The organism is Micromonospora trifolii, from assembly GCF_050516465.1.
In the GTDB taxonomy this organism is placed as follows: domain Bacteria; phylum Actinomycetota; class Actinomycetes; order Mycobacteriales; family Micromonosporaceae; genus Micromonospora; species Micromonospora trifolii.
In genome coordinates this window covers 6,448,099-6,473,942 of record NZ_CP191526.1, presented here as the reverse complement: position 1 = coordinate 6,473,942, position 25,844 = coordinate 6,448,099, and the positions used below count along the sequence as shown (strand labels likewise).

Genomic DNA, 25,844 nt, shown 5'->3' with positions numbered 1-25,844 from the left:
CGTGCCCGAGGAGAAGCTGTGGCCGACACCATCGCCGAAACCGTCGACCTGCTCTACACCATCGACCAGGACAATCTCACCCTCGACCAGCAGATCGCGCTGGGGTCGGCACTGGCCGCCCTGGCCCAGGCGGAACGGCTGGAACAGATCAACGAGCGGCTGCGCGGCATCCACCAGGTGCTGAACACCTGGGCGCTGCGGGCCGCGACCTCCGTCGACAGTCGCTGAGGTCTCCCGGAGTGATCCTGCTAGGGCACCAGTGATCACTCCGTGCTGGGTAGTCGTCCGGCGACCTCGACGGCTACCCAGCAGCAACTGATCATGGATAGCAGGGGGCACGACGGTTGTCGGGCTGTGCGAGACTCCGGCGCACCGACCCAGAGGAGTACACATGCAGCTCGACAACTTGCAGGGCCAGCACCAGTTCCACATCCGCCAGCGACTTCGCATGATGGTCAACCAGTACGAGGTCCGGGCGGTCTCCCCCGACGGCACCGAGGGTGAGCTGCTGGCGTTCGCGCAGCAGAAGCGGCTCGCCTTCAAGGAGCAGGTGACCATCTACACGGACGACTCCAAGCAGCAGCCTCTGCTCGGCTTCAAGGCCCGCCAGCGCATCGACCTCGGCGCCACGTACGACGTCACCGACGCGGCTGGCAACCCGATCGGCCTGTTCCGCAAGGACTTCGCCCAGTCGCTGCTGCGGTCCACCTGGCACGTCGAGCAGGGCGGCCTGCCGCAGGTGACGGGCCAGGAGCGAAGCATGCCGGTGGCACTGCTGCGTCGATTCGTCGACTCGCTGTCCTGGCTGCCGTACCACTTCGACTTCACCGCGGGCGGCCAGCCGGTCTTCACCGTGGTCAAGAAGTGGGGCCTGCGCGACAAGTACATCGTCGAGGTGCAGAACCCGCAGATCGACCGTCGTCTGGTCATCGCGATGGCCGTCGCCCTCGACGCGCTCCAGGCCCGCTGACACACCCGGCCCGGACCAGGGCGGTGCGGCGATGCTCCGCGGTCGCCGTCGCGGCCACCCAAACCTCGGCCGCCGGCCGGGACCTGGACCTCGACCAGTCCCGGCCGGCAGGCCGTCGGGCCGCACTCTGCTCTGGCCGCGCCCGCCGCCACGGCGGCGGTGGCAGCGGCGGTCAGCAGAGACGCCGCCGCGACCCTCAGCCGCGCGGCTCAGCCGCGTACCGGGCCGGCACGAGCGCTCGCCGCGGCCACCCGGGTCAGCCCGGGTAGTGGCGTGAACGCCACCTCGACCGTCACCAGCAGGTCCAGCCCGTCGAGGTGACAGCCGACCAGCCGGCCATCGTTGCGACCGGCGAGGTCCGCGGCGGACGCGCAGGCCACCGCGTCGCCGTCGAGTGCCCGGGCTGCCCCGGCCAGCGCGCCGAGGTCGGCTGCTACCGCCGCCCGTTGGCTCGCCATCCCGGCGGCGACGATGGCGGCGCCGAACGTTCCGAACACCACGAAGACGAGCCCTATCGCCAACAGCAGGACCGTCGCTCCACCTCGCTCCGGGCCCGGCCCACCGTCAACGAGCCCTCCGACAGCGGGTTCGCGACCGGCGCGGGGTGATCGATCGCCAGTTCGTCGCACTACCAACTCCCCTCGTGAGCGCCCGGCTCGACGACGGCGACGGCGGTGGCGACCACTGTGATTCGCGGTAGCCGGCCGCCCAACGTCCGGACGGGTGCCCGTACCGTCGCCTGCACCCGGTCGCCGTCGACGGACACCGACACCGCTGCCCCCGGCGGTGCCGCACGACCACCCTCCGCGCTGCCGTCCGCGCCCCGGGCGGCGGCGAGCGCCGCCTCCCGGGCCGCGTGCAGGCAGCCCGCCTGTGCGCTGACGGCGTTGACCGCGGTCAGGCCGGCCAGCAGGAGCAGGAGCAGCGCCGGCAGGCCGGCTGCCAGTTCGGCGGTGAAGGACCCCCGGTCCCCGCCAACCGCCCACGCGAGGACGCGAAGTCTCCGCCCGCCGCGTGCCGCCAGCCCGGGAACGCTCGACCCTGAATCGCGGCCGACCTGCCGGCGCTCGATCACTTCAGTGCCCGGTCGATGACGGCGGTCAGCGCCGACTGGACGTTACCGGAGGTCAGCACCTTCAACAGGATGCCGGCGAAGGCGACCGCGGCGAGGGTGCCCACGGCGTACTCGGCCGTGTTCATTCCGGCATCGCCGCGCAGGCGAGCGATGAGTTTGCGCATGACTGTTTCCCTTCTCGATGGGTCAGAGCACATCGCCGAGAACGGCGACGATCACCGGCACGAGTCCGGCGAGAATGAACGCCGGCAGGAAGCACAGCCCCAGCGGCAGGACGATGAGCACACCCGCCCGGCGGGCCGATGCCTCGGCAGCGGTGGCCCGGTCGGCGCGCAGGTCGTCGGCGAGCCGGGTCAGTGCGCCGGCCAGGGCGGCACCACTGTTGGCCGAGCGCAACGCCGCCGCGGTCAGGCGCTCCGCGCCGGGCACTCCGTCCAACGCGGACCATGCCTCAGCCGGGCCACCACCAAGCAGCAGCGTGCGGCCGACCCGGGCCAACCGGCCGGCGAGCGGCCCGTCCAGCGCCTCGGCGACGGCCAACACCGAGCGATCCACCGGGGCGCCCGCCCGCATCGCAGCGGCCAGCAGGTCGGCGGCGAGCGGTAGGTCGGCGGCCTCCTGCTGCCGCCGCCTGCGCACAGCGGGCGACTCGATCCGCCGCAGGAGGACATCAAGCAGGAACGCGGCCGGGAGTGCCCCGAGCAGCCCGAGCCAGCCCTCGACGACGATCGCCACGGCAAACCCACCCAGCACCGCCGCGAGCCGGATCGCATCGAGCCGCCGCCTGGTTGAGCCGGGCTGGCTCGCCGAGTTGGGCCGGCCGGCTGGGCTGCGTTGGCCGGCTGAGCTGAGCTGGCCGGCTGAGCTGGGCTGGCCGGCTGAGCTGGGCTGAGCGGCTGGGCGGCGGGCCGTCATTCGCCCCGCCCCGGTGTCGCGCCCAGCCGTTCTGCCCAGAGGAGGCCGACGGCCTGAAGGGCGACCGCGACAACCGCGCAGGCTCCGCCGACCGTGCTGTGCAGGAGCACGGCCATGGGGTCGACACCGATGCCGTACCCGAGCCCGATCCCGCCAATCGGCAGCGCAGCCAGTAGCCAGGCCGTGGCCCGGGCACCCGCCGCCTGGGCCGCCGCTGCGGCCAGACCCCGGTCGGTCGCCCGAGCGTCCGCCTCGATCCGCTCCACGAGCTCCGCCAGCGGCGCGCCGGTCCGGTCGGCCAACCGCACCGCCGCCGAGGTCAGCTGACGTAGGCGGTTCGCCCCGTCACTCTCGACGGCCGTGACGTCGAGCGCGTGTGGGACGGGCAGGCCAGCCCGCAAATCCGCGGCGAGGCCGCAGAGCTGGTCCAGCCCACGTCGTCGGTCCCGCTCGGCGCTCCGGTTCACTCGCCAACGCAGCGCGGCGCGCACAGCCAGCGTGCCGTAACCGGCCAGCGCGACCGCCGCCACCGGACCGCCGACCACGGCTCCCACACCGCCACCGAGCAGACCGACCACTGGCAACACGCGGGCCGTTGATCGCGAGATGTGCACCGACGGAGGGGTTGCCGGACCGGAGACGTCGTTCCGACCGTCCACGTCCAGACCGCTGACACCGGTCGTGATCGTGGCCGCCGGTGCGCCTGGCCGTCGTCCGGCATCGAGCGTGGTGGGGGCCACCTCCGGCCGGGCGGTGCCGGTCGGGCGTCGGGGATCACGACGGGCCGGTGGGCGTGTCGGGCCCTCCGGACGCGTGAATCCACCTGTCGCTCCCGGCCACCTCGGGCTACGGGTGACGTCCCGATCGGGCCAGCCGAGTGCCGTCCGCCTACCGCTGGAACCCGCAGTGGTACCCGACTCGATTGCGATGCCGACCGGATGACCCGAGATCGGGGCAGCGCCGGTGCCGTCGACCGGCCCGTCCGGCGTGCGACCGAGTTCCCTGATCCACTGCACCAGGGCGTCATCCGGATCGGCACCGCCGCCCCTCCGTGCCGGTGCCAGCACGCGACGTCGACGGGCCCGGATGCTCCGCACGGGCCACGCCACCAGGGCAGCGGCGACCAGGAGCAGCGCCGCCGCCACCATCGTTTCGGCGGTCATGCCGGGCCCGCCGATCCGGGCCACGGCTCGCTGAGGATGGGCGGCACCGCCACCCCACGCTCCCGCAGCAGCGCCCCGAGGGCACGGGCGGCGAGCCCGAGCCCACTGCCGCGCACCCAGGCGGGCACCACGGTCACCATCCGTTCGGGCCCCTCTGGCAGCAGCAGGCAGACCGACTCCAGGACGCGACCCCGGTCGCCACGTCGCACCTGGAACAGCACCTGCAACGCGGCGGCCACCTGAGCGTGCAGCGCGGCACGAGGCAGCCCACCCAACATGCCCAGGGCCTCCAACCGGGCCGGCACGTCCGACGGTGTGTTGGCGTGCAGCGTGCCGGCACCCCCGTCATGGCCGGTGTTGAGCGCGGCCAGCAGGTCGACCACCTCACCGCCCCGGCACTCACCGACCACCAGCCGGTCCGGGCGCATCCGCAAGGCCTGTCGGACCAGGTCCGCCAGGCTGACCACGCCAGTTCCCTCCACATTGGCGGTACGGGCCTGGAGCCCCACCACGTGCGGATGCCCCGGACGCAGCTCGGCGGCGTCCTCCACCAGCACGATCCGTTCGGTGGCCGGCACCATCCCCAGCAGGGTGTTGAGCAGGGTCGTCTTGCCCGACCCGGTGCCCCCGGTCACCAGGTACGCCAGCCGGGCAGCGACGACTGCGGCGAGCAGTGGTGCCAGCGGTCGCGGCACCGTACCCTGGCGCACCAACTCATCGAGGGTGAACGGCCGGTGTCGGAAGGTCCGCAGGGACAGGTACGGACCTTCGGTCGCCACCGGCGGCAGCACGGCGTGCAGTCGGGTGCCGTCGGGAAGCCGCGCGTCCGCGTACGGGGAGCCGTCGTCGAGCCGCCGCCCCGCGCTGGCGATCAGCCGCTGCGCCAACCGGCGGACGTCCTCCACCGAGCCCACCGGGACAGCGACCTGGTGCAGCCCCGACCCACGGTCGACCCAGACCCGCGCCCCGTTGACGAGGACGTCGGTGACCTCCGGGTCGGCGAGCAGCGGCGCCAACGGCCCCGCGCCGACGAGGTCGTCGCGCACCCGGTCGGCGATTCGCAGCATGGCGGTGTCACCGAGCACTGCGGCGGCGGGCTCGGCCCGTACCGCGGAGACGATGGCCGCCGCGGTGACCGGGGTGGTGGCGGCGGCGATCCGTTGCCGTACCCGAGCGGCAAGCGTGCCGTCCTCCGGCCCGGCGGTCATGCCGCACCCGTAGCCGGCACGCCGGTGAGGTCGGTGACGATCCGTTGGCAGAGCGCGGCCAGTGGGCCCTTGCCCCCGGCGGCCGGCGCCTCGCCCCGTTCCAACCCACGGCAAAGCCCCGGCTCGGGGCGCAGCGTGCCGGCCAGCGGGAGGCCCAGCGCGCGTGCCACCTCGGTCGCCCGCAGCCGCCCGGGCGCAGGCCCGCGCACCACCACCGAGAGCGCAGCGCAGTGCGGGGCGGCCGCGGCCACCACCCGAGTGGCCGCCGCAGTGGCCCGCAACTCGGCCGGCACGACGACGAACGCCTGGTCGGTGGCTTGCAACGCCACCACGGCCGCATCGTCCAACTGCCGGGGCAGGTCGATCACCACGAAGTCACGCCCGCGCCGGGCGGCGTCGACCGTCGCCGCCATCGCCGTCGCCGGCAACGCCAGCATCTCGCCGCGGTCCCAGGAGAGCACCACGAGATCACCCCGGCTGGGCAGGGCCTGCACCAGCGCCGGGGCGTCCACCCGCCCGTCGGCGCTGGTGAGCGACGGCCAGCGCAGGCCTTCCAACTGCTCCCAGCCCAGCACAAGGTCGAGGCCACCACCGAGCGGGTCGGCGTCGACCAGGAGAGTGCGCAGCCGGGCCCGGGCGGCGGTCACCGCAAGACCACCGGCGAGCACACTCGCGCCCGCACCGCCCCGACCACCAAGGACCGCGACGACCCGGGCGCCGACGCCGGCCGGACGGTCCGGGTCATGCTCTGCGAACCGATCCACCAGCCACGGCTCCGCGGCCGGCAGCGTGGCGACGTGCTCGGCCCCGATCAGCTCGGCGATCTGCCAGCCGGGGTCGAGCTGACCGGCCCGGCCGAGCAGCACCAGCCGGGGCCGCTGCGGCAACCGGGCGCGCAGACAGGCCTGTGCTTGATCGGCGCCGAGCAGCACCAGGGGCGCGGAAAGCCAACGGGTACGGGCAGCCGCTGGGTCGCGGGCGAGCTCCACCTCGGTGCCACCGACGGCGGCGAGCCGGAGCACATCGTCGAGCAGATCGTCGTCGCCGGTGACGACCAGCGGAAGCCGGCGGATCGGCGGAACCGTGGTACGGGGTGGCATCGCGGCCTCCAGCGGTCGGACTCTGGTATGCCGCCGACCCTGCTCGGAATCCGCCCCACGAGCCGACCCGATGTCGTCGCCTGTGGACAACCTGGTGGCCTGTGGAAAACCCCCGCCGAAACAGTTGATCTGTTAGGAGCGCGGGCAACGCCGCAGCTACTGCCACTGCGGGAAAACAGCGGGGCCGCTCCCGGGAAGGAGCGGCCCCGCAAGTCGGCGGTCAGCCGGGCTGATTTGCCCAGGCGGTATCGAGGATCACGTTGTACGAGCTCATCCGCACGGGCGACAGGGTCAACAGCTCATCGGCGAGCAATTCGCCCGTCTTCGGATCGAAGATCAGAAGTGATTGCTGGTCGTGCTCGCGGTCGTCGAAGGTGACGGCCACTCCGTGCCGGCCGGCGCGGTCGGTGACCTGCCCCCGCCAGCGGAAGCCGGGCACGTCGGCGAGGACCCGCAGGACCGCCGCTCGGGTCGCACGCGGTACGACGTACCGCCCGTAGAGCGTGCTGACCCCCTTGCTCGCCGCCCCCGCGCCGTACTCGACCTTCAGCCGCTCCCGCAGCTCCGACGGGACGGCCGACGGCGGCGTGAGCTCCTCGGGCGGTAGCGGCATGACGCTCGGTGCGGGGGTGCCGGTGGTTGCTGGTCGCCCAATGCTCTCGCGCTGCCAGTAGTCCCGAGACTCCTGGTCGGGGTACTGGGGCTCCAGTTGAATCCTGATCTGGTTACCGGTCCCGTCTGCGGCCTGCCAGAGCTTCGTCTCGCTGGCGAAGGCCACGTGGTGGCGGCCGTCGGCAGACGTCATCACCGGATCGCCCCACAGCTTCGTGTGGTGATACATGTAGCGCCCGCTCTGGTGGTCGTACGCTGCGTCTTTGATCTTGTCGGCCAGCATGCGTAGCTGCGGGCCGGCGGCCGGCGGATCCGCGTCGAACTGGTACGCGACCGGCACGAGCACCAACCCCGCTGCCGCCGGTTCGCCCGGAGTGTCCGGTGCGCCCCCGCCGAATGGCTGGAGCGCCGCCACAGCACCGACCGCGGCGGCCAGCGTCCCGGCCGCCAGGACCAGCCGGCGTGTCGGGTGTACGCGACGACGCCCGGCGACCGTCTCGGTAGCGCCGGCGCGGTCGATCAGCTCGCGCGCCGAGACCAGCGGTGGCCCGACGGCGGCGTTCCGGGCCGGGTCGGCCGGGCCCAGAAGAGTACGGGTTCGCTCGGCTCCGAACATCACAGATCCTCTCGAATGGTCACCAACACCGGTCGACGCCGGGTCTGGGCGGGCCGGTCCGACATTGCTTCGGCAAGACGACGGCGGGCGCGATGCAGCCGCACTGCCACGGTCGCCCCGGTGCAGCCGAGAACCTTGGCCGCCTCGGACACCGTCAGCTCCTCCCAGCCGACCAGCCGGAGGATTTCCTGGTCGAGGTCGTTGAGGGTGGCCAGAGCGGACCAGATGTCGGCGACCCCGACCCTCGTGTCGGCACCCGAAGATCCGGCCAGTCGCTCGAGGTCGACGTCGGTGATCGAAAGGAGGTCCGGTGCGCTGCGTCGCGACCGCCACTGGTTCGCCAGAAGGCGCCGGGCCACCCCGTACAGCCAGGGCAGGCTGCGATCCGGCACCTCGACGCGGCGACGCCAGGCGACGACGAAGACCTCCTGGGCAAGCTCCGCCGAGGCATCCCGGTCAGCGAGCCGACGCAGGCCGTATCGGACTATGTGCTCGTACTCGGCGGCGTAGAGACTGGTGAACCAGCCCTCGTCCCGCTTCTTCGGTGGACCCACCCGAACCCCCATTGCCTCGGCGACTCTCACAGTGGCTTGTGTCGCTGGGGGCCCCGGGATTACCGCGCGGCCGAGGGCGGGTGCCGCCCACCGGGAAACGAGCGATGCGGTCAGTCGTCGATTGCCTGGTAGACGGTGGTCCAGAAGTCGTGCCACATCGGCAGCCGCTGGTCGCCCGCGTGCGACCGCTGCATGAACACGATCGTCGTCAGGTCCTCGGCGGGATCGTTGTACCAGGCGGTGCCATAGAAGCCGGGCCATCCGTAGCTGCCGACCGAGGGCCCGAGGTGTGTGCGGCGGGTCCGGATCGACAGTCCGAACCCCCAACCGATGGCGTCGAAGTATCCGGGCCAGAACCCGGAGATGGCCTTCTGCGTCGGGGTCAGGTGGTCGCTCGTCATCAGCGACACCGCCGGCCGCGACAGCACCCGCTCGCCCCGGTGGGCGCCGCCCGCGAGCAGAGCCGAGGCGAAGGCGAGGTAGTCCTGGGCGGTCGAGACGAGCCCGCCGCCACCGGACTCGAACATCCGCGGTCGACTGAACCGCCCGTCGGGAGCGTCTTCGACAACCGGCTCGCCGGTGGCGGCGTTGTCCTGCTCGTACGCCGTCGCGAACCGGCCGATGCTCTCGCTACCCACCTTGAAGGCGGTGTCGGCCATCCCAAGCGGCTTGCAGACCCGCTCACGGATGGCATCCCCGAAGGACATGCCGGTGGCCCGGGCGATGAGCACACCGGTCACGTTGGCGGCGGTGTCGTACATCCAGCGCTCACCTGGCTGGTGGACGAGCGGAAGGTCACCGAGCTGGCGGATCCACTCGTCCGGCGACGGATATTCGAGTGCGTTCAGCGCGTCGGCGATCGGCACCGTTCCCGGCTCGGCGGGGACCATGCCGGTGCCAAGGGTGCCGTCCAGTACGTCCCGCAGCGTTATCGGGCGTTCCGCCGGGACGGTGTCGTCCAGTGGGCCGTGGGGATCGGCGAGCACTGTCATGTCCGCCAGCTCCGGGAGGAGATCGTCGACCGGGTCGTCGAGGCGGAGTGTGCAGTCCTCGACGAGGGTCATCGCACACGCGGCGACGATCGGCTTCGTCATCGAGCCCAGGCGACAGATCGTGTCGACCGCCATCGGCATCTGCGACCCTGCGCCCTCGAACGCGAGATGACCCGTTGCCTCGACGTGCACCTCGCCGTGCCGGGCGAGGACGACCACCATGCCCGGGACGAAGCCGGAGTCGACGTGGCGCTCAAGCAACCCTTGCACCCGAGCCAGCCGTTTCGACGAGAAGCCACCAGCAGCCACGTGTTTCCTTCCCAGCTCGTCCCGTTTGGCAAATTACACGCCACGCGGCGATCGCACGGTCCACGACGAGCTGGGGAGGGGACCTCGTCCGAGCGGTACCGCTCATCGACAGCCCCCCGCTGAATCGCACGAGCGCGCCTCATGTTGCGGGGTTGTGTCGCGCAACGAGCCCGGTGGCCAGAGACCGGCAGCCGGCGCGCTTGCAGCAATGGCGCGCTTCCAGGGAAAAGGGACGACCCCCGTCGGGGGGAGACGGGGGTCGTCGGAGGTTCGGCTCCGGGGGGGTCGAGCCGAACCACTCAGCGGTCACGGGGGGTGCAACCGCTGAGGGTCTGCCTGTTTCGAGGATGTGAAAGCTCGTCGTACGGACAAGTCTGCCTGAGCGGGCCCGTCACGTCGAGTGGTGCTGCCTCCACTCACTGCGAAAATCTCCTCGCAGAGTGTGAGCGCGATCACGCGGAGCGGAGAGCCCGCAGGTCTGAGGGGTGGCATGACCCCGGGCACCCGCCGACGATAGACCATCCGGCTAGACTTTCGCGCCGTGGGCCGAAGTGCCGCTTTCTTCGATCTGGACAAGACCGTCATCGCCAAGTCGAGCGCCCTGGCGTTCGGTCGGCCGTTCTACCGGGATGGGCTGATCACCCGGCGTGACGTGGTCAAGTCGGCGTACGCGCAGCTGATGTTCCGGCTGGGCGGCACCGACGAGCAGACCATGGCCCGAACACGGGACTACCTGGCTGCGCTCTGCAAGGGCTGGCAGGTGGAGCAGGTCCGCCAGATCGTCGCGGAGACGCTGCACGAGCTGATCAACCCTTACGTGTACGCGGAAGCCGCCGCCCTGATCGTGGAGCACCAGGCGGCCGGGCGGGACGTGGTGCTGGTGTCGGCGTCGGGCGAGGAGATGGTCCGGCCGATCGGCGAGCTGCTCGGGGTGACCGACGTGATCGCCACCCGGATGACTGTGCGGGACGGCCGGTACAGCGGCGAGGTCGAGTTCTACGCGGCCGGCCCGAGCAAGGTCGAGGCGGTCAGCGAGTTGGCCGCCGCCCGGGACTACGACCTGGCTGATTCGTACGCCTACTCCGACTCGTACAGCGATCGCCCGCTCCTGGAGTGCGTCGGACACCCGAGTGTGGTCAACCCGGACCGGCAGCTGCGCAAGCTGGCCTCGGAGAACGCGTGGCCGGTGCTGGAGTTCCGGCACCCGATCCCGCTGGGCCGGCGCCTGCGGGAACGGCCCGCGGTCCCGGTGGCCGCGGCGGCCCTGGGGGTCGGGGTGGGTGTCGCCATCGGCATCGCCTGGTACGGCCGGCACCGCCGCACCCGAGCCGCCACCACCGCCTGATCCCACCCACTCAACCGCTCAGGCGGCGGCGAGGATCTCGTCCCCGATGGCGGTGAGCTGGTCGGCGCCGACCTCGACGGCGGCCATGTAGTGGCGTAGCCAGGAGCGCAGCCCGTCCGGGGTGCCGGTGGCGAAGGCACCGGCCGCGCCGACGTACTCGGGCTCCCGCTCGCGGTGCCCGACGTCGACGGCGAGCAGGCCACGCGGGTCGAGGCCGCTGGCGAGCAGCACCAGCCGGGCGGCCCCGCGGGCCACCACGCCGGACGGCCCGGCGAACGGGCGCAGGTTCAGCAACTCCCCGTGCACGACTGCGGCGAGCACCAGCGGGGAGACCTTCGTGCCGCCGGCGACGAGGCCGGCCAGCCCGTCCAGACGGGTGGCGACCACCGGGTCGGCGACCGGGCGGCCCAGCTCGGCTTCCGACACCAGGTCCCGGGCGGCGAGAACGTGCAGTTTCGCGAGCGCCTGGCGGGGTGCCTTCGGCCACAGCTCACTCAGGCCGGGCAGCGCTCCGGCGACCCGCAGCGCCCCCTGGAGCACCGGGTCGGTGACGGTGCCGGCCCGGACCGCCTCACGCTCGTGCCCGGCCCCCTCGAGGGCCGCGCTGGCCACTGCGGAGCGGAGGCTGACCTCGGCGGCAACCTGTCCACCGTGCCGGCGCAGCGCCCGGTGCCCGAGCGCCTGGTCGAACCGCTCGCGGGCCTGCTCGACGGCGGCGGGGATGTCGGCGAGCGCGAGCAGCGGGGCGAGCGGGTCGGTGGTCACCCCGCCACGCTAACGACCCGGCCCGGCGTTGCGGGCCGCACCCGCCCGCAACGCGACCCGGACCACCCGCCCGACGCGGCAGTTCCGGCAACGTCAACACGGGTTCATTGAAGTTGGGGTGTCCGCCTGGCCTGGACACCGCGACTTCCATGAATCCGTGTCGATCAAGGCACTTCGCGCAGCGACGGGCCGTCGGGCGCGCGGCGGGGGCCACTCGGCGCGACGCAGCGGGCAGCCGTGGCCGGTCGCAGGCCTCGCGACTACCCTCGTGCCATCGAGACCCAGGTCACCCCGAGGATGAGGAGTCACGGCATGAGCGAGGCATTGGCCAATCTGCTGAACGAGACGCGCCAGTTCCCCCCGCCGGCCGAACTCGCCGCGCACGCCAACGTCACCGTCGACGCGTACGCCGAGGCCGAGGCCGACCGGCTGGCCTTCTGGGCGAAGCAGGCCGACCGGCTGGCCTGGTCGAAGAAGTGGGATGAGGTGCTCGACTGGTCGAACCCGCCGTTCGCGAAGTGGTTCGTGGGTGGGCAGCTCAACGTCGCGTACAACTGCCTGGACCGGCACGTCGAGGCGGGCCGGGGCGACAAGGTGGCGATCCACTGGGAGGGCGAGCCGGGCGACACCCGCACCATCACGTACGCGGACCTGCACGAGCTGACCTGCCGGGCGGCGAATGCGCTCACCGACCTGGGGGTGACCGCCGGCGACCGGGTGGCGATCTACCTGCCGATGATCCCGGAGGCGGCGGTGGCCATGTTGGCGTGCGCCCGGATCGGCGCCGCGCACAGCGTGGTCTTCGGTGGCTTCTCCGCCGACTCGTTGAGCAACCGGATCCAGGACGCCAGCGCCAAGGTGGTGATCACCGCGGATGGTGGTTACCGGCGGGGCAAGCCGTCGGCGTTGAAGCCCACTGTGGACGAGGCGGTGGCGAACTCCCCGTCGGTGGAGCACGTGCTCGTGGTCCGCCGCACCGGCGAGGACGTGGCGTGGTCGGAGAAGGACCACTGGTGGCACGAGACGGTGGAGACCGCGTCGGCCGAGCACACCGCGCAGCCGTTCGACGCCGAGCACCCGCTGTTCATCCTGTACACCAGCGGCACCACTGCCCGCCCGAAGGGCATCCTGCACACCACCGGCGGCTACCTCACCCAGGCGTCGTACACGACGCACGCGGTGTTCGACCTGAAGCCCGAGACGGACGTCTACTGGTGCACGGCCGACATCGGCTGGGTCACCGGGCACTCCTACATCGTGTACGGCCCGCTCTCCAACGGCGCCACCCAGGTGATGTACGAGGGCACCCCGGACACGCCGCACAAGGGTCGGTTCTGGGAGATCATCGACAGGTACGGGGTGAGCATCCTGTACACCGCTCCCACCCTGATCCGGACGATGATGAAGTGGGGCGACGACATCCCGGCGGGCTTCGACCTGTCCTCGCTGCGCCTGCTGGGCAGCGTCGGCGAGCCGATCAACCCGGAGGCCTGGATGTGGTACCGGGAGCACATCGGCCGGGGCGAGCTGCCGGTGGTGGACACCTGGTGGCAGACCGAGACGGGCGCCATCATGATCTCGCCGTTGCCGGGGGTGACCGCTGCCAAGCCGGGGTCGGCGATGACGCCGCTGCCGGGCATCGTGGCCGACGTGGTGGACGACCAGGGCCAGTCGGTGCCGAACGGCGGTGGCGGCTACCTGGTGCTGCGCGAGCCGTGGCCGTCGATGCTGCGCACCATCTGGGGTGACGACGACCGGTTCATCGACACGTACTGGTCGCGTTTCCAGGGCATGTACTTCGCCGGCGACGGTGCGAAGAAGGACGACGACGGGCACATCTGGCTGCTCGGCCGGGTCGACGACGTGATGCTGGTTTCCGGGCACAACATCTCGACGACCGAGGTGGAGTCGGCGTTGGTGTCGCACCCCTCGGTGGCCGAGGCGGCGGTGGTCGGCGCGACCGATCCGACCACCGGTCAGGCGATCGTCGCGTTCGCCATCCCGCGAGGCAGCACGGACATTGCCGGTGAGGCGGGCGAGCAGCTCATCTCCGACCTGCGCAACCACGTGTCGAAGACGCTCGGCCCGATCGCCAAGCCGCGGCAGATCATGCTGGTGCCGGAGCTGCCGAAGACCCGCTCCGGCAAGATCATGCGCCGGTTGCTGCGGGACGTGGCGGAGAACCGGTCGCTGGGCGACGTGACCACGTTGCAGGACTCCTCGGTGATGGACCTGATCTCCTCGGGGATGAGCGGTACGAAGTCCGACGAGGACTGACGGTAGGCGTACCCATTGGAGGGTGGCGGTCCGGGCGGACCGCCACCCTCCGTCATGTCTTACGGGTACGGTTCGCGCCGCCTCGCCACTGTCACATCGGTCGGTCGGAGGAGTCGGGAGAAGCTGAACGGGCACAGGCACAGGCCACCGCTGTCCTTTCGGCCGGTTGTGCTTTAGGTTCACGCAGGTTGGAAGAGTTCGACACACATCACATCGATGGTCGACCACGCCAACGTCCTCCTCCCCATGCCCGAGAAACGGAGCGGCATGAACCACAAACCGCAGTCCAGGGCGCGGCGACGACTACTCGTCGCGCTGCCCGCCATCGCCCTCGCGGCCACGTCACTGACCGTGAGTGGCAGTGCGGCGGCCCAGTCGCCGTCCGGCACCCCCCAGGCGGTGATCGGCGCCGACGAGCACTACATCAACTACGCCGAGCCCGAGGTGCAGCCGGACACCACCGGCCGTGAGGTGAAGGGCAAGGGTGGCATCTACACCCCTGCCGCGGAGTCCGCGCGCGCGTTCGACCAGAAGCACGCTCGGGGCAACCCGGTGACCGCACGGCAACTGGCCAAGGACGAGGCCAAGTCGCTGAAGACCGGTCAGAACCCCCGCAAGTTCAAGAAGGCGCCGACCACCCAGACGGCGAAGCTGCTGACGCTGCTGGTGGAGTTCAACGACAAGGCCAACGACGACTTCACCGGCGTGATGGTCCCCAAGACGGTGTTCGAGGACCGCACCTGTGTCCCCGGCACGGTCCAGAACGGCCCGAAGCACAACAAGATCCCGGACCCGGCGCGCCTGCCCCACGAGGACAACAACTCGATGTGGGTGCCGAACTTCTCGCCGCAGCACTACAACAAGATGCTCTACAGCAAGAAGGGCATCACCGAGCGGGTCCGCACGGACCTGAAGGGCCCGGACGGCAAGAAGGGCATCGACCTGTCCGGTCGCACCATGCACAACATGTACCTGGAGATGTCCAAGAACGCGTACACGGTGGACGGGCAGGCCAGCCCGTGGATCACCGTGCCGCACTCGGAGGGCTGGTACGCGGCCAACCGCTGCTTCCAGGACGAGACCGGCGCGTGGGTTCCCGGCCGTGAGCAGTCGATGAACGGCCACCCGGACAACCCGGCCGGCGCGGGCCGCCTCGCGACCGACGCGATCGACGCGCTCGTCGCGAAGGACCCGAACTTCCCGTGGGCCGACTACGACATCGAGGACCAGGCCGACCGCGACGGTGACGGCAACGTCTTCGAGCCGGACGGCGTGATCGACCACCTCGTGCTGGTGCACGCCGGTCAGGGCAAGTCCCGTGGCGGCGGCGCCGAGGGCGTGTACGCCGTGTGGGCGCACTCCTCCACGGTCGCCGGTGGCTACACCATCCCGGGCACCAACCTGAAGGCGTCGAACTACATCGTGCAGCCGGAGGACGCCGGTGTCGGCGTGTTCGCGCACGAGTTCGGCCACGACCTGGGCCTGCCGGACCTCTACGACACGTCCGGCAACGCCGACTCCGACGTGGACTTTTGGGACCTCATGGCCTCGGGCTCGCACTCGGGTGAGATCTTCCAGGCGCTGCCGACGCACATGGGCATCTGGGACAAGTGGGTGCTCGGTTGGGCCGACCCGCTGACCATCCGCCCCGGGTCGAACCCGCGCGAGGTGAAGCTCGGCCAGACGTCGCGCACCCCGATCGACTCCGAGGACGGCATCAAGGTCGACCTGCCGGACAAGGTGACCACGCTGGCCACCCCGCACAGCGGCACCAAGATGTGGCACAGCAACAACGACCAGGAGTGGGCCGACGTCAAGCTGAGCCGCTCGGTCGACGTGCCGGCAGCCGCCGACTCGAAGTTCTGGATGTGGAACAACTACATCATCGAGGAGGACTGGGACTACGGCTTCGTCGAGCTCTCCACCGACGGCGGTACGACCTGGACCGAGCAGAAGGTGTACGACGAGGGCGGCACGGTGGTCACCACGCCGGACGGCTACCCGGACCCGAACGGCCGCATGAACGACTTCGGCGGCAAGAAGTACGGCCTGACCGGCAGCACCGACGGCTGGCGCCACGACTACGTCGACCTGTCGGCGTACGCCGGGACGACAGTGCAGGTGCGGCTGCGCCTGGCCACGGACGAGGCGTTCGAGGAGCGCAACTGGTTCGTCGACGACTTCTCGGTCACCGGCGGCGGCGCCACCACCTGGAGTGACGACGTCGAGGGTGGCGACAACGGCTGGACGGCCACCGGCGGCACCTTCGTCGACACCACCGGTGGGGGCTGGAAGGTCTCCAGCGGCACCGAGGTCCACGCCCAGTACTACCTGGCGGAGTGGCGCAACTTCGACGGCTTCGACAAGGGACTGAAGTACGCCTACGACACCATCTACTCGCACGAGGCGTGGAAGGTCGACCGGATCTCCTACAACGCCCCGGGCATGCTGGTCTGGTACCGGGACACCGCGCTCGGCGACGTCAACCACGTCACCGGGCAGATGACCGCGCTGCCCAGCTACGGCGCGAAGGGCGGGTTGCTCATCGTCGACTCGCACTTCGACCCGTTGCGGCGCACCGGTGAGGCGGCCGTGAAGGATCCGTCGGTGACGGACAACCTGCCGAGCCGCCCGCAGTCCTCGAACGCGGCCTTCACGTTGCAGCGGACGTACCCGTTCACCGAGTGCCTGGAGGCGGCGGACGAGCCGTACAGCTCGTACTGCACGAAGTTCAAGGGGTTGGCGCCGGTGAAGGCGTTCACCGACGCCAAGGGCTGGTACCCGGGTATCGAGATGCGCGATGGCGCTGCCTACGCTCGGGACAACGACGCGTCGGTGGTCCTGCCGTCGCGTAACAACGCGCCGTACACCACCCGGGTCACCCACCCGGACGGCAGCCCGGCGCCGGAGTTCTACGGCGTGACCCTGGGCGGTGGCGCGATCGTGCTGGGCACCGGAAACCCCGGCGACCAGGGCGTGAACTACGGCGTCTCGCTGACGATCAAGAAGGCTGCCGGGGACAACTCGTCGGCCATGATCTACGTGACGCCGGCGAAGAAGTAACGGTTTCACGGATCGAGAACTGATGGTGGGGCCGGTGGCGGAGACGCTGCCGGCCCCACTGTCGTATGTGCGATCAGCTTGATCGAAAAATGTCGTTGTATACGTTCGCGTCCGGGGCCGCGCTGGTCAGCGCGGCTGATGAACCGGCGGGGTGTGACGGTGAAAAGCATTCCCAACAAAATCTTGCAACAAATCGACGCGTTCGTCTTCCCACCCGTCCCGCCAGTAACTATGTTCACCAATGGTCCCACTAGTGGGATCGATCTCCCACCGGCCCCGTACCCCCGTTGGGCCGGTTCCCTCACACCGGAGGTACCACGTGCGCAAAGTCGCAGTGGGTCTGCTCGGGCTCTCACTGACGGCGACAGGCCTGGCTTTCGGCCCGTCCGCCTCGGCGGCGCCTCAGCCCAAACTGCCGGCCGCAGCACCGGCCGCTGCCGAACCACAGGCGCTGAAGGATGAACTCCCCGACAAGCTCGAGGAGAAGCGCCGCGCGCTGCGTGAGCAGGGGCTCAGCGATGTGCTGAGCGGTCGTAGCAAGCCGATCGAGCGCAACGGAAGCACTGTCGTCAAGGTCGGCGAGGTCGGCAAGGCGGCCGGAACGGGCGCCAACGCCCGCACCACCGCTGGTGCGAAGCAGACCAAGGACCAGTACGTCGAGCTCAAGCGCGAGCGGACCGACAAGATCTTCGTGATCCTGGCCGAGTTCGGGGACGAGCGGCACCCGTCCTACCCGGACAAGGACATGAACCCGGACATCGCCGGACCGACGACGTTCCAGGGTCCGCTGCACAACAAGATCCCCGAGCCCAACCGGGCCGTGGACAACTCCACCATCTGGCAGCCGGACTTCAGCCCGGAGCACTTCCGCCAGCTCTACTTCGGCACCAACCCGGGCGACGAGTCGCTCAAGCAGTACTACGAGGCCCAGTCCTCGGGTCGCTACACCGTCGACGGTGAGGTGACCGACTGGGTCAAGGTCCGGTACAACGAGGCCCGCTACGGTCGCTCCGACGACCCGATCCCGGACCCGCCGCCCGGCCAGAAGCCGGACCCGCGGGACGATCTGGCCGTCTGCCCCGACAACGTCTGCGCGAACACCTGGAACCTGATCGCCGACGCCGCCAACCAGTGGGTCGCCGACCAGAAGGCCAAGGGCCGGACGGACGCCCAGATCGCCACCGAGATGAAGTCCTTCGACCAGTGGGACCGGTTCGACTTCGACGGTGACGGCGACTTCAACGAGTCGGACGGCTACATCGACCACTTCCAGATCGTCCACTCCGGCGGCGACCAGGCCGACGGTGACCCGCAGCAGGGCGAGGACGCCATCTGGAGCCACCGCTGGTCGGCGTTCAACAGCTCGCCCGTCGGCCCGCCGAACTTCCCGATCGGCGGCACCCAGATCGGCAACACCGGCGTCTGGATCCGCGACTACACGATCCAGCCGGAAAACGGCGGCCGCAGCGTCTTCTACCACGAGTACGGTCACGACCTGGGCCTGCCGGACGACTACGGGCCGGCGGACAACAGCAACGAGCACTGGACCCTGATGGCCCAGAGCCGGCTCGGCGCCAAGAACGACGTCGGCATCGGCGACCGGGGCGGCGACCTCGGCGCGTGGAACAAGCTCCAGCTCGGTTGGCTCGACTACGAGGTGATCGTGGCGGGGCAGAAGCGCTCGCTGGAGCTCGGCCCGCAGGAGTACAACTCGGACAAGGCACAGGCCGCCGTGGTCGTTCTGCCTCAACGGGAGTACACGTTCAACTACGGCGCGCCGTTCGAGGGCGCCAAGCAGTACTTCTCCGGTAACGAGGACGACCTCGACAGCAAGATGACGAGGACGTTCGACCTCACCGGTAAGTCCGCGGCGGCGTTGTCGCTCAAGGGCAAGTACAGCATCGAGGCCGGCTACGACTACCTCTACTTCGAGGCATCCACCGACGGCGGCAAGACCTGGACCGACCTGAACGGCACCGTCAACGGTTCGCCGATCGGCGTCGACGGCGCGGGGCGTCCGGCCCTCGCCGGCACCAGCAAGGGCGCCTGGGCGGACATCAACATCCCGCTGACCTCGGTCGCCGGGAAGGTGGCGCAGGTCCGCCTGCACTACGTCACCGACGGCGGTGTCTCCGAGGGCGGCTTCTTCGGTGACGCGATCACCGTGACCGCCGACGGCCAGACCGTGTTCAGCGACGGCGCCGAGACCGACGCTGGCTGGGCGCTGGAGAAGTTCCAGGTGGTCGGGGCGACCTACACCCGGCTGTTCGACAACTTCTACATCGCCGGCAACCGGTCGTACGTCTCGTACGACAAGTACCTGAAGACCGGCCCGTACTTCTTCGGCTACGCGAACACCCGCCCGGACTGGGTGGACCACTACGCGTACCAGGAGGGCCTGCTCATCTCGTACTGGAACACCCGCTTCTCCGACAACAACACCGCCCCGGCGTCGGAGTCCAACCCGGGTGGTCACCCGGGTGAGGGTCGCAACCTGTACATCGACGCGCACCCGCGCCCGATCTACAACCTGACCGGGGCTCCGTGGCGGGCCCGCGTCCAGGTGTACGACGCACCGTTCAGCCTGAACAAGGCCGACTCGTTCACCCTGCACCTCAACAGCCAGCCGCAGTACATCCGTGGCCAGGCCGCTGAGCCGCTGTTCGACGACACCAAGAAGTACTTCTACGAGGAGCTGCCGAACCACGGCGTCAAGCTCCCCGCGGCCGGTGTCAAGATCAAGGTTCTGGAGCAGGACGGCACCTCGATGAAGATCCGGGTCAGCTGACCACTGATCCCGCACCAACCAGCGACGCCCGGGCAGGTCATCTGCCCGGGCGTCGCCCTTTGTGCGCCACCTCCCGGATGTCCCGGACCGGATTTCGCCAGGGACAGTTCGGCCCGGTGCCCTGGTCGCGGTCCGGGGCAACCCGGGGCTTTCCCCTGTTCAACGCGACCACCAGGGTCGCCTGCGGCAACCGGGTCCTAGGCTGTCTGCCATGACCGACCAGCGCGGCGGGGCCGTCGACGAGTCCTGTGTCCTCACCGAGGGGCCGTGGACGCACCGTTTCGTCGGCGCCAACGGCAGCCGGTTCCACGTGGTCGAGGCCGGCACCGGGCCGATGGTGCTCTTCCTGCACGGCTTCCCGGAGCACTGGTGGGCCTGGCACCAGATGCTGCCGGCGATCGCCGACGCCGGCTTCCGGGCGGTCGCCGTCGACCTGCGCGGCTACGGTGCCAGCGACAAACCACCCCGGGGGTACGACGGCTACACCCTCGCCGCCGACATCGCCGGGCTGATCCGCGCGCTCGGTGAACGATCCACGACGATTGTCGGCAGCGGCCTCGGTGGCATGGTGGCCTGGACGGTTGCCTCGTTCCACCCGTCCCTGGTCCGCCGCCTCGTCGTGCTGGGGGCACCGCACCCGCTGCGACTGCGCGCCGCCATCTTCGCCGACCCGCGCGGGCAGTTCACCGCCTCGACTCCGGCGCTGAAGTTCCAGCTACCCCGCTACGAGCACGTGCTGACCCGCGACGGCGCGGCGGCCGTCGGCGAGATCATGCGCCGCTGGGGCGGCCCACAGTGGGTGGCCGGGCCGGACTTCGAGGCGTACGCCGAGCGGTGCCGGGAGGCGATGTGCATCCCGCAGGCCGCGTTCTGCGCGCTGGAGGGTTACCGCTGGGCGTTCCGCTCGCTGCTGCGGCTGCACGGCTACCGGTTCGTCCGCCTGATGCAAAAGCCGCTGTCCACCCCGACCCTGCAACTGCACGGCGCCCTGGACACCGCCTCCCTGCCCCGCACCGCGCTGGGTTCCGGCCGGTACGTCGTCGCCCCGTACGAGTGGCGACTGCTCGACGGGGTGGGGCACTTCCCGCACCTGGAGGCACCGGAGCTGGTCCTCGGCGAAATCCTGCGGTGGGCGAAGACCTGACCGGTCAGACCCGCTGCTCCCGCAGGTCGGTGACCTCGGCGGCCGGCGCCCAACCCTGGTAGACACCGAAGTCGAAGACCTCCAGCCGCATCGCCTCGGCCACCGGCCAGCGACCACCGGTGTACTCCACCCGCAGCCAGGCGTCGTGCTCGCCGAGCACGATGAACGGCTGCCCCTTCCAGGTGCAGGTGGTCCGCACGTACGCCAGATCCTCGATCTCGCTCGCCGGCAGCACCCGGACGTAGCGGCCCGCGCGGACCTCGTCGAAGCCCTCGCCCGGCTCGGGCTGATAGAGGCGGATGGCGTCGCCGTCCGGACTGGCCTGGTATTCCCGACCCTGCCAGCGGGCCACGTAACCGTCGCGCATCACGCCTCCCCGACCCGTCGCCAGGTGACCGAGTCGGTGTCCAGCTCCGCGACCACCCGCTCGCTGCCGTCCGCGCCGATCCGCCAGAGTTGGGCGCCGTGCGGCAGGCGTGCGCTGTCCACCTTGAACTCGGCAACCACGTCGCTGCTCTCGCCCGGGGCGAAGCCGTTGCCCCGGAACGGCGGGCGTTCGATGACCCAGCCCTCCATGGCCCGCATCGCCGGCTCGTTCTGACCGCCGTAGGGGATGCGGTAGAGGCTTGGGCGGTGCGCCGGCCAGCGCAGCACGTAGATCTCCTCGGCGTCCGGGGCGAACGGCGAGCCGGGGTAGCTGAGGCCCAGCGCCTCGTGCAGCTGAGTCGGCGTGGTCAGGTGGGACAGTTCACCGGCCCGGTGCACGAACCCGGACACCCGGTCGTACCCACGATCCAGGTAGTACGCGAGCTGGCTGGGCGCGATCGCCTTCTGCATGACCGTCGGCCGGGTCGGGTCGACGGCCGCGGGGGCGTACCGGGGGCGGGCGGCGGGTTCGGCCACGGCCGGCGCTTCCACCTGGTCCACTTCCAGGTCGTCCCCGAGCCCCACCTCGGCGGCCCAGTTGGCCAACGCGACGATCTGCTCGCCGGGCAACTTGGCGCCGACCGGCGTGCCCGGGTTGACGGCGAAGGACCAGTCCTCGTCGGGCCAGCGCCGGATCAGTTGGGCGAACTTCACCCGGACCGTGTCGACGTCCCCCTCGACATGGTCGGCGAGGCGCTCCGGCGACGTGTAGACCACCACGTACGTCTCGCCGTCGAGCTGCCCGGTACGCCAGATGAAACCGGGGTCCCCGGGGCGGCTTCCCCGCACCGAGTCCGGTGCTGCCGGCAGTAGCACCCGGGCCAGCAGCAGGGTGGACAGGAACGTGTCGGTGCTGCCGGAACCTGCGGCGTTGAGCAGGTCCTCCTCGACCGTGTTGGCCGGCTCGAACTCGACCGGCGCCGGCTCGTCGGCCGGCGGGTGCGGAACGTCGCCCGCGATCACGCTCTCGCCGCCGGCCTGGTCCGTACCGGCCGGGCCGGCCGACGAACCAGCACTGTCGGCGCGGTCGTTCCTGAGCGGGGCGTCGACGTGGCCGTCGATAACCGGATCACCAAGGCCACCGCCGGTAGCGCCGGCCTCTGTCGGAATCACGGGGCGCGGGACGGACGGGCTCGGAGCGGGCTGACCGGGGCTGAACGAGGCGGGCCCGGACGGGCTGGGACCGAAGGACGACGGACCGAACAGGCCCGGACCGGGGGGCGTCGAGCCGAACGGCGGCGGGGCGGCCTCGGCGGAGCTGGGCCGACGGGGCGCCTCGACCGGGGCGCTGCTCTCGACCGGGTCGGTGAGGTCGCGGGACTCGATGATGGTGCCCTCGATGACGATGGGCGTGAAGCCACGGCGCGGCGCGGGCGGCCCGGAGACCGGTTCCGCGACGGACGCCGGCAGATCCTCCGCCGGCTCGAACCGGCCCGGCCGGTCCCGGGGAATCGCCTGCGTCTCCTCCGCCGATGGCCGCCCAGGCGCACCGGCCAGGGGAGGCTCACCGGTCATCCGGAACGCGCGGGTGGGCTCCTCGGCCAGCGGGTTGTGCCGGCGCGGCGGCAACGGCTGGGTGATCTCCTCGCCGGATGGCGGTGCGCCCACCCCACGGGACGAGCCGAGGCCGCTCTCCGGCCGTCGTATCGGCTGGGTGGCTGCCGAATCCGCCGTCATCGGAAAGGCCCGCGTCGCGGTCTCGTCGACCGGCGCATCGGCTGGGCGGCGGCGAGGGAAGGGCTGGCTGCCTCGCCCGAACCGGGTCGGCGGGGCCGCCCGGTCACCGGGGCGTCCCCCGCTCGGGGCCGGGTCCCGGGTCGGGCTGGGGTCGAAGAAGGAGCGCCGGGGTGCGGCCTGGGGGCCACCGTTGCCGTTGCCCGGGGCAGGGCCGTCGACGTCGCCGGGCCGGGTCGCTGCCGGCCAGCCCACGCTCGGCCCGGGCTGATCGGTGGTGGGGCCGGCGGTCGCCAACGGGGTGAACCGGGACGGCCGGCCGGTGCGGGGCAGGGCTCCGTTGCCCGCCGCGGGCCGGGGCGGCTCGGTGGGGTGCCGCTGACCGGCGGCGGGCAGGTCCTCCTCGGGTCGGCGCGGCGGCTCAGCGGGGACGGGTGGCCGGGGCGCCGGACCCGGCACCGGCGGGGCACCCACCCGAGGGGCCGCGCTCCGCGCGGACCTACGGGGTGCGAGCGGAGCATTCTCGGGCCCGGACGAGGCCGCCCCCGTCAGCGGAGGCGATCCAGCGGCTGGCGCGGCGTCCCGCGGTGGCGCGCCGGGCCGGGTGCGGGCCAACGTCTCGGCCCGCTCCAGTCGAGCGCGGGCACCCATGGCACGGCCGGGCAGTCGCACGTCGCCTCGGGACAGCTGCGACACGAACCAGGCCGGCAGGTAACCCTCGACCGGCAGACCCGGATTGACGGCGAGCCACCACTCGTGGTTGGGCCAACTGGCCGCGAGATCGGCGAAGGGGATGCGTCGGTTGCTGCCGGCGTGATCGCCGAGGCAGGCCCGCAGGGCGGCGGCGGAGGTGAAGGCCAGGACGTGGGTCCGGCCGCCGGTGGTCCAGGTGCCCCATCCGGCGGGTGGCTGGCCGGGCTGCGTCGGCGCGGAGACCGGCAGCAGCACATCGGTGCGGGACAGGAGCCGGAAATACAGCTCCTGGTCGTTGGCGCGCAGCGCGTCGCGCATCGCCACCTCGGCCTCCGTGGCCGGCTCCCATGCGGTCACGGCCACCTCCCCTTCCGAGAACAGGCCACAGGTATCGCGTACAACCTACAAGGTGGTACCAAGATCACAATGGCTGGCCGGCGGCGGCCTGCCAGGGCGCGGAGGAGGCGATAACATCCCGTTCCGGAGCCGACACGATACGGAGGGTGTCGATGTCCCGATCGATCACGCGCCCGGTCCTCGCAGGTCTGGCCGCCAGCCTGTTGACCGTACCGGCCCTTCCGACCGTCGCCGCCACCGCCGGGCTCCGGGCGGCACCGGCCTGCGCGACCCCGCTCGCCCCCGTCCGGCCGGTCGCGGCCAGGCCCTGGCCACAGCAACGGTACGACCCGGCACGGCTCGCGCCGCTGGCCACCGGCGCCGGGGTGACCGTCGCGGTGGTCGACTCCGGGGTGGACCGGGTGCACCCGCAGCTGGCGGGGCGCGTGCTGGCTGGCGCCGACCTGCTCGACCCCGGCGGGGACGGTAGTCGGGACTGCGCCGGGCACGGCACCGGTGTGGCGAGCATCATCGCCGCAGCACCCCGCCCAGATGTCGCCTTCCGCGGTCTGGCCCCGGGTGCCCGAATCCTGCCGGTGCGGGTGAGTGAGCAGCAGGTGGTGCAGGGGCGGGAGTCGGGGCGTACGGTCAGCGCCGACGAGTTCGCCCGGGCAATCCGGTGGGCCGTCGACCATGACGCCGACGTGGTGAACCTGTCCGTGGTGCTGTACGCGGACGACCCGGAGGTCCGTTCGGCCGTGCGGTACGCGGTCGACCGGGACGTGGTGCTGGTGGCCGCCGCCGGAAACCTGCACGACAGCGGGGACCCCCGACCGTTCCCCGCCGGCTACGACGGGGTGCTCGGCGTGGGCGCGATCGGGGCGGACGGCGGGCGGGCGACGTTCTCGCAGACCGGTCCGTACGTCGATCTGGTGGCGCCGGGCAGTGAGGTGCTGACCGCCGCACCCGGTGCCGGCCACCATCGGGTCGAAGGCACCAGTTACGCGGCGCCCTTCGTGGCCGCCACCGCCGCGTTGCTGCGGGAGTACCGGCCGGAGCTGACCGCCGCACAGGTGGCGGAGCGGATCATCGCCACCGCCGATCCAGCTCCGGGCGCGGGCCGGGGCGGCGGATACGGCGCCGGGGTGTTGAACCCCTACCGGGCGGTCACCGAGACCAGCGGCGGCCGTGCTGCCGGCGCGCGGCCGGTCGCCGCGCTCGCCGACGATCGGGCCGACCCGGCGCAACTCGCCCGCCAGGCCCGCCGGGCCGCCGCACGGGACCGAGCTCTGCTGGTCGGCGCGGTGGCCGGCATCACGGCGGTCACCGTGGCGCTGCTCGCCCTGGTGGTGCCCCGGGGCGTCCGTCGACGCTGGCGCCCGGCCGGCCCGGTCTGAGCCCGCCCGCACACGGTCTGAGCTCGCCGACACACTGCCTGAGCCTGCCCGCGCGCCGCCCTGCCCGCCGACCGGCTGCGGGCGGGGCGCTGGCCCGGACACGGTCAGCGCTCCCGGCCCACATCGCTCACTGGAACAGCCCGGTGTTCTTCTTTTCGGTGTCCAGGTAGTCGGTGGCGGAGTCGTTCACCGCCAACCTGATGTCACGCAGCATCCCCTGTAGGTCCTGCGAGGCCGAGCGCCACTTCGCCTGCCGCTGCTCGTAGGCCTGCCGCGCCTCGCCCGTCCAGCTCGCCACCAGCGGGGCGGCGTCGCGTTCGAGTTGGCCGAGTTGCGCGTCGAGGGTGTTCAACGCCTTCTGAATGTCAGCGCCGGCCTGCTGCAGCGCGGCGAAGTTGACGACCAGCACACCATGGTCCATC

General features: G+C 71.4%; 22 protein-coding genes. 8 read left to right on the top strand and 14 right to left on the bottom strand.

What is annotated here, in order from left to right; all coding sequences use genetic code 11:
* Positions 1 to 18 precede the first annotated feature (18 nt).
* Both ACQRWP_RS30185 and ACQRWP_RS30180 read left to right on the top strand, forming a co-directional pair.
* Positions 19 to 228 (top strand): hypothetical protein, encoded by a 210-nt coding sequence (locus ACQRWP_RS30185; RefSeq protein WP_030334221.1) that lies wholly within the window; start codon positions 19 to 21, stop codon positions 226 to 228.
* A gap of 163 nt (positions 229 to 391) precedes the next feature.
* On the top strand, positions 392 to 970 hold the full coding sequence (locus ACQRWP_RS30180; protein WP_354944416.1) for a hypothetical protein: 579 nt from the start codon (positions 392 to 394) through the stop codon (positions 968 to 970).
* A gap of 209 nt (positions 971 to 1,179) precedes the next feature.
* Here ACQRWP_RS30180 and ACQRWP_RS30175 read toward each other — a convergent pair whose 3' ends face one another.
* The 10 genes from ACQRWP_RS30175 to ACQRWP_RS30130 form a co-directional block, all read right to left on the bottom strand.
* On the bottom strand, positions 1,180 to 1,599 hold the full coding sequence (locus ACQRWP_RS30175; protein WP_430499612.1) for an Rv3654c family TadE-like protein: 420 nt from the start codon (positions 1,597 to 1,599) through the stop codon (positions 1,180 to 1,182).
* Positions 1,599 to 1,994, bottom strand: coding sequence for a TadE family type IV pilus minor pilin (locus ACQRWP_RS30170; protein ID WP_430503335.1), 396 nt, complete (start codon positions 1,992 to 1,994; stop codon positions 1,599 to 1,601). Before ACQRWP_RS30170 ends, ACQRWP_RS30175 begins: the two co-directional genes overlap by 1 nt.
* Before the next feature lie 47 nt (positions 1,995 to 2,041).
* Complete coding sequence (locus ACQRWP_RS30165; protein ID WP_081883916.1) at positions 2,042 to 2,209, bottom strand: DUF4244 domain-containing protein; 168 nt, start codon at positions 2,207 to 2,209, stop codon at positions 2,042 to 2,044.
* 22 nt (positions 2,210 to 2,231) lie between these two features.
* Positions 2,232 to 2,960 carry a type II secretion system F family protein gene (locus ACQRWP_RS30160; protein WP_430499610.1) on the bottom strand — a complete coding sequence of 243 codons (729 nt, stop codon included), beginning with the start codon at positions 2,958 to 2,960 and terminating at the stop codon, positions 2,232 to 2,234.
* Positions 2,957 to 4,123 carry a hypothetical protein gene (locus ACQRWP_RS30155; RefSeq protein WP_430499608.1) on the bottom strand — a complete coding sequence of 389 codons (1,167 nt, stop codon included), beginning with the start codon at positions 4,121 to 4,123 and terminating at the stop codon, positions 2,957 to 2,959. Before ACQRWP_RS30155 ends, ACQRWP_RS30160 begins: the two co-directional genes overlap by 4 nt.
* Positions 4,120 to 5,331: a TadA family conjugal transfer-associated ATPase gene (locus tag ACQRWP_RS30150; RefSeq protein ID WP_430499606.1), complete on the bottom strand. Its 1,212-nt coding sequence runs from the start codon at positions 5,329 to 5,331 to the stop codon at positions 4,120 to 4,122. Before ACQRWP_RS30150 ends, ACQRWP_RS30155 begins: the two co-directional genes overlap by 4 nt.
* Positions 5,328 to 6,431 (bottom strand): septum site-determining protein Ssd, encoded by a 1,104-nt coding sequence (ssd, locus tag ACQRWP_RS30145; RefSeq protein ID WP_430499604.1) that lies wholly within the window; start codon positions 6,429 to 6,431, stop codon positions 5,328 to 5,330. Before ssd ends, ACQRWP_RS30150 begins: the two co-directional genes overlap by 4 nt.
* A 220-nt stretch (positions 6,432 to 6,651) precedes the next feature.
* Positions 6,652 to 7,659: a CU044_5270 family protein gene (locus ACQRWP_RS30140; RefSeq protein WP_430499602.1), complete on the bottom strand. Its 1,008-nt coding sequence runs from the start codon at positions 7,657 to 7,659 to the stop codon at positions 6,652 to 6,654.
* Entirely contained in the window at positions 7,659 to 8,213 is a 555-nt protein-coding gene (locus ACQRWP_RS30135) for an RNA polymerase sigma factor (RefSeq protein WP_430499600.1), read from the bottom strand. Before ACQRWP_RS30135 ends, ACQRWP_RS30140 begins: the two co-directional genes overlap by 1 nt.
* Before the next feature lie 110 nt (positions 8,214 to 8,323).
* A complete protein-coding gene (locus ACQRWP_RS30130; RefSeq protein WP_430499598.1) occupies positions 8,324 to 9,514 on the bottom strand; it encodes a serine hydrolase domain-containing protein in 1,191 nt (396 codons plus the stop codon).
* Positions 9,515 to 10,055: 541 nt separating this feature from the next.
* Between ACQRWP_RS30130 and ACQRWP_RS30125 the strand changes: the two genes are divergently transcribed.
* Complete coding sequence (locus ACQRWP_RS30125) at positions 10,056 to 10,859, top strand: HAD family hydrolase (RefSeq protein WP_354944431.1); 804 nt, start codon at positions 10,056 to 10,058, stop codon at positions 10,857 to 10,859.
* An 18-nt stretch (positions 10,860 to 10,877) separates the two neighbouring features.
* Here the strand turns inward: ACQRWP_RS30125 and ACQRWP_RS30120 are convergent, their stop codons facing one another.
* Positions 10,878 to 11,624: an oxidoreductase gene (locus ACQRWP_RS30120; protein WP_430499595.1), complete on the bottom strand. Its 747-nt coding sequence runs from the start codon at positions 11,622 to 11,624 to the stop codon at positions 10,878 to 10,880.
* A gap of 312 nt (positions 11,625 to 11,936) precedes the next feature.
* Here ACQRWP_RS30120 and acs point away from each other — a divergent pair, with 312 nt between their 5' ends.
* From acs to ACQRWP_RS30100, 4 genes are all read left to right on the top strand, one after another.
* Positions 11,937 to 13,901: an acetate--CoA ligase gene (gene acs / locus ACQRWP_RS30115; protein ID WP_430499593.1), complete on the top strand. Its 1,965-nt coding sequence runs from the start codon at positions 11,937 to 11,939 to the stop codon at positions 13,899 to 13,901.
* 267 nt (positions 13,902 to 14,168) lie between these two features.
* Positions 14,169 to 16,964 carry an immune inhibitor A domain-containing protein gene (locus ACQRWP_RS30110; RefSeq protein ID WP_430499592.1) on the top strand — a complete coding sequence of 932 codons (2,796 nt, stop codon included), beginning with the start codon at positions 14,169 to 14,171 and terminating at the stop codon, positions 16,962 to 16,964.
* Between the two features lie 334 nt (positions 16,965 to 17,298).
* Positions 17,299 to 19,752: an immune inhibitor A domain-containing protein gene (locus ACQRWP_RS30105; protein ID WP_430503334.1), complete on the top strand. Its 2,454-nt coding sequence runs from the start codon at positions 17,299 to 17,301 to the stop codon at positions 19,750 to 19,752.
* A gap of 211 nt (positions 19,753 to 19,963) precedes the next feature.
* Positions 19,964 to 20,896: an alpha/beta fold hydrolase gene (locus ACQRWP_RS30100; protein WP_354944435.1), complete on the top strand. Its 933-nt coding sequence runs from the start codon at positions 19,964 to 19,966 to the stop codon at positions 20,894 to 20,896.
* A gap of 4 nt (positions 20,897 to 20,900) precedes the next feature.
* Here ACQRWP_RS30100 and ACQRWP_RS30095 read toward each other — a convergent pair whose 3' ends face one another.
* Both ACQRWP_RS30095 and ACQRWP_RS30090 read right to left on the bottom strand, forming a co-directional pair.
* Positions 20,901 to 21,266 (bottom strand): hypothetical protein, encoded by a 366-nt coding sequence (locus tag ACQRWP_RS30095; RefSeq protein WP_430499589.1) that lies wholly within the window; start codon positions 21,264 to 21,266, stop codon positions 20,901 to 20,903.
* Complete coding sequence (locus tag ACQRWP_RS30090; RefSeq protein WP_430499587.1) at positions 21,263 to 24,046, bottom strand: SseB family protein; 2,784 nt, start codon at positions 24,044 to 24,046, stop codon at positions 21,263 to 21,265. Before ACQRWP_RS30090 ends, ACQRWP_RS30095 begins: the two co-directional genes overlap by 4 nt.
* A gap of 152 nt (positions 24,047 to 24,198) precedes the next feature.
* Between ACQRWP_RS30090 and mycP the strand changes: the two genes are divergently transcribed.
* On the top strand, positions 24,199 to 25,422 hold the full coding sequence (gene mycP, locus ACQRWP_RS30085) for a type VII secretion-associated serine protease mycosin (RefSeq protein ID WP_430499586.1): 1,224 nt from the start codon (positions 24,199 to 24,201) through the stop codon (positions 25,420 to 25,422).
* A gap of 127 nt (positions 25,423 to 25,549) precedes the next feature.
* Here the strand turns inward: mycP and ACQRWP_RS30080 are convergent, their stop codons facing one another.
* Positions 25,550 to 25,843 (bottom strand): WXG100 family type VII secretion target, encoded by a 294-nt coding sequence (locus ACQRWP_RS30080; RefSeq protein ID WP_091395513.1) that lies wholly within the window; start codon positions 25,841 to 25,843, stop codon positions 25,550 to 25,552.
* Position 25,844: the final 1 nt, after the last annotated feature.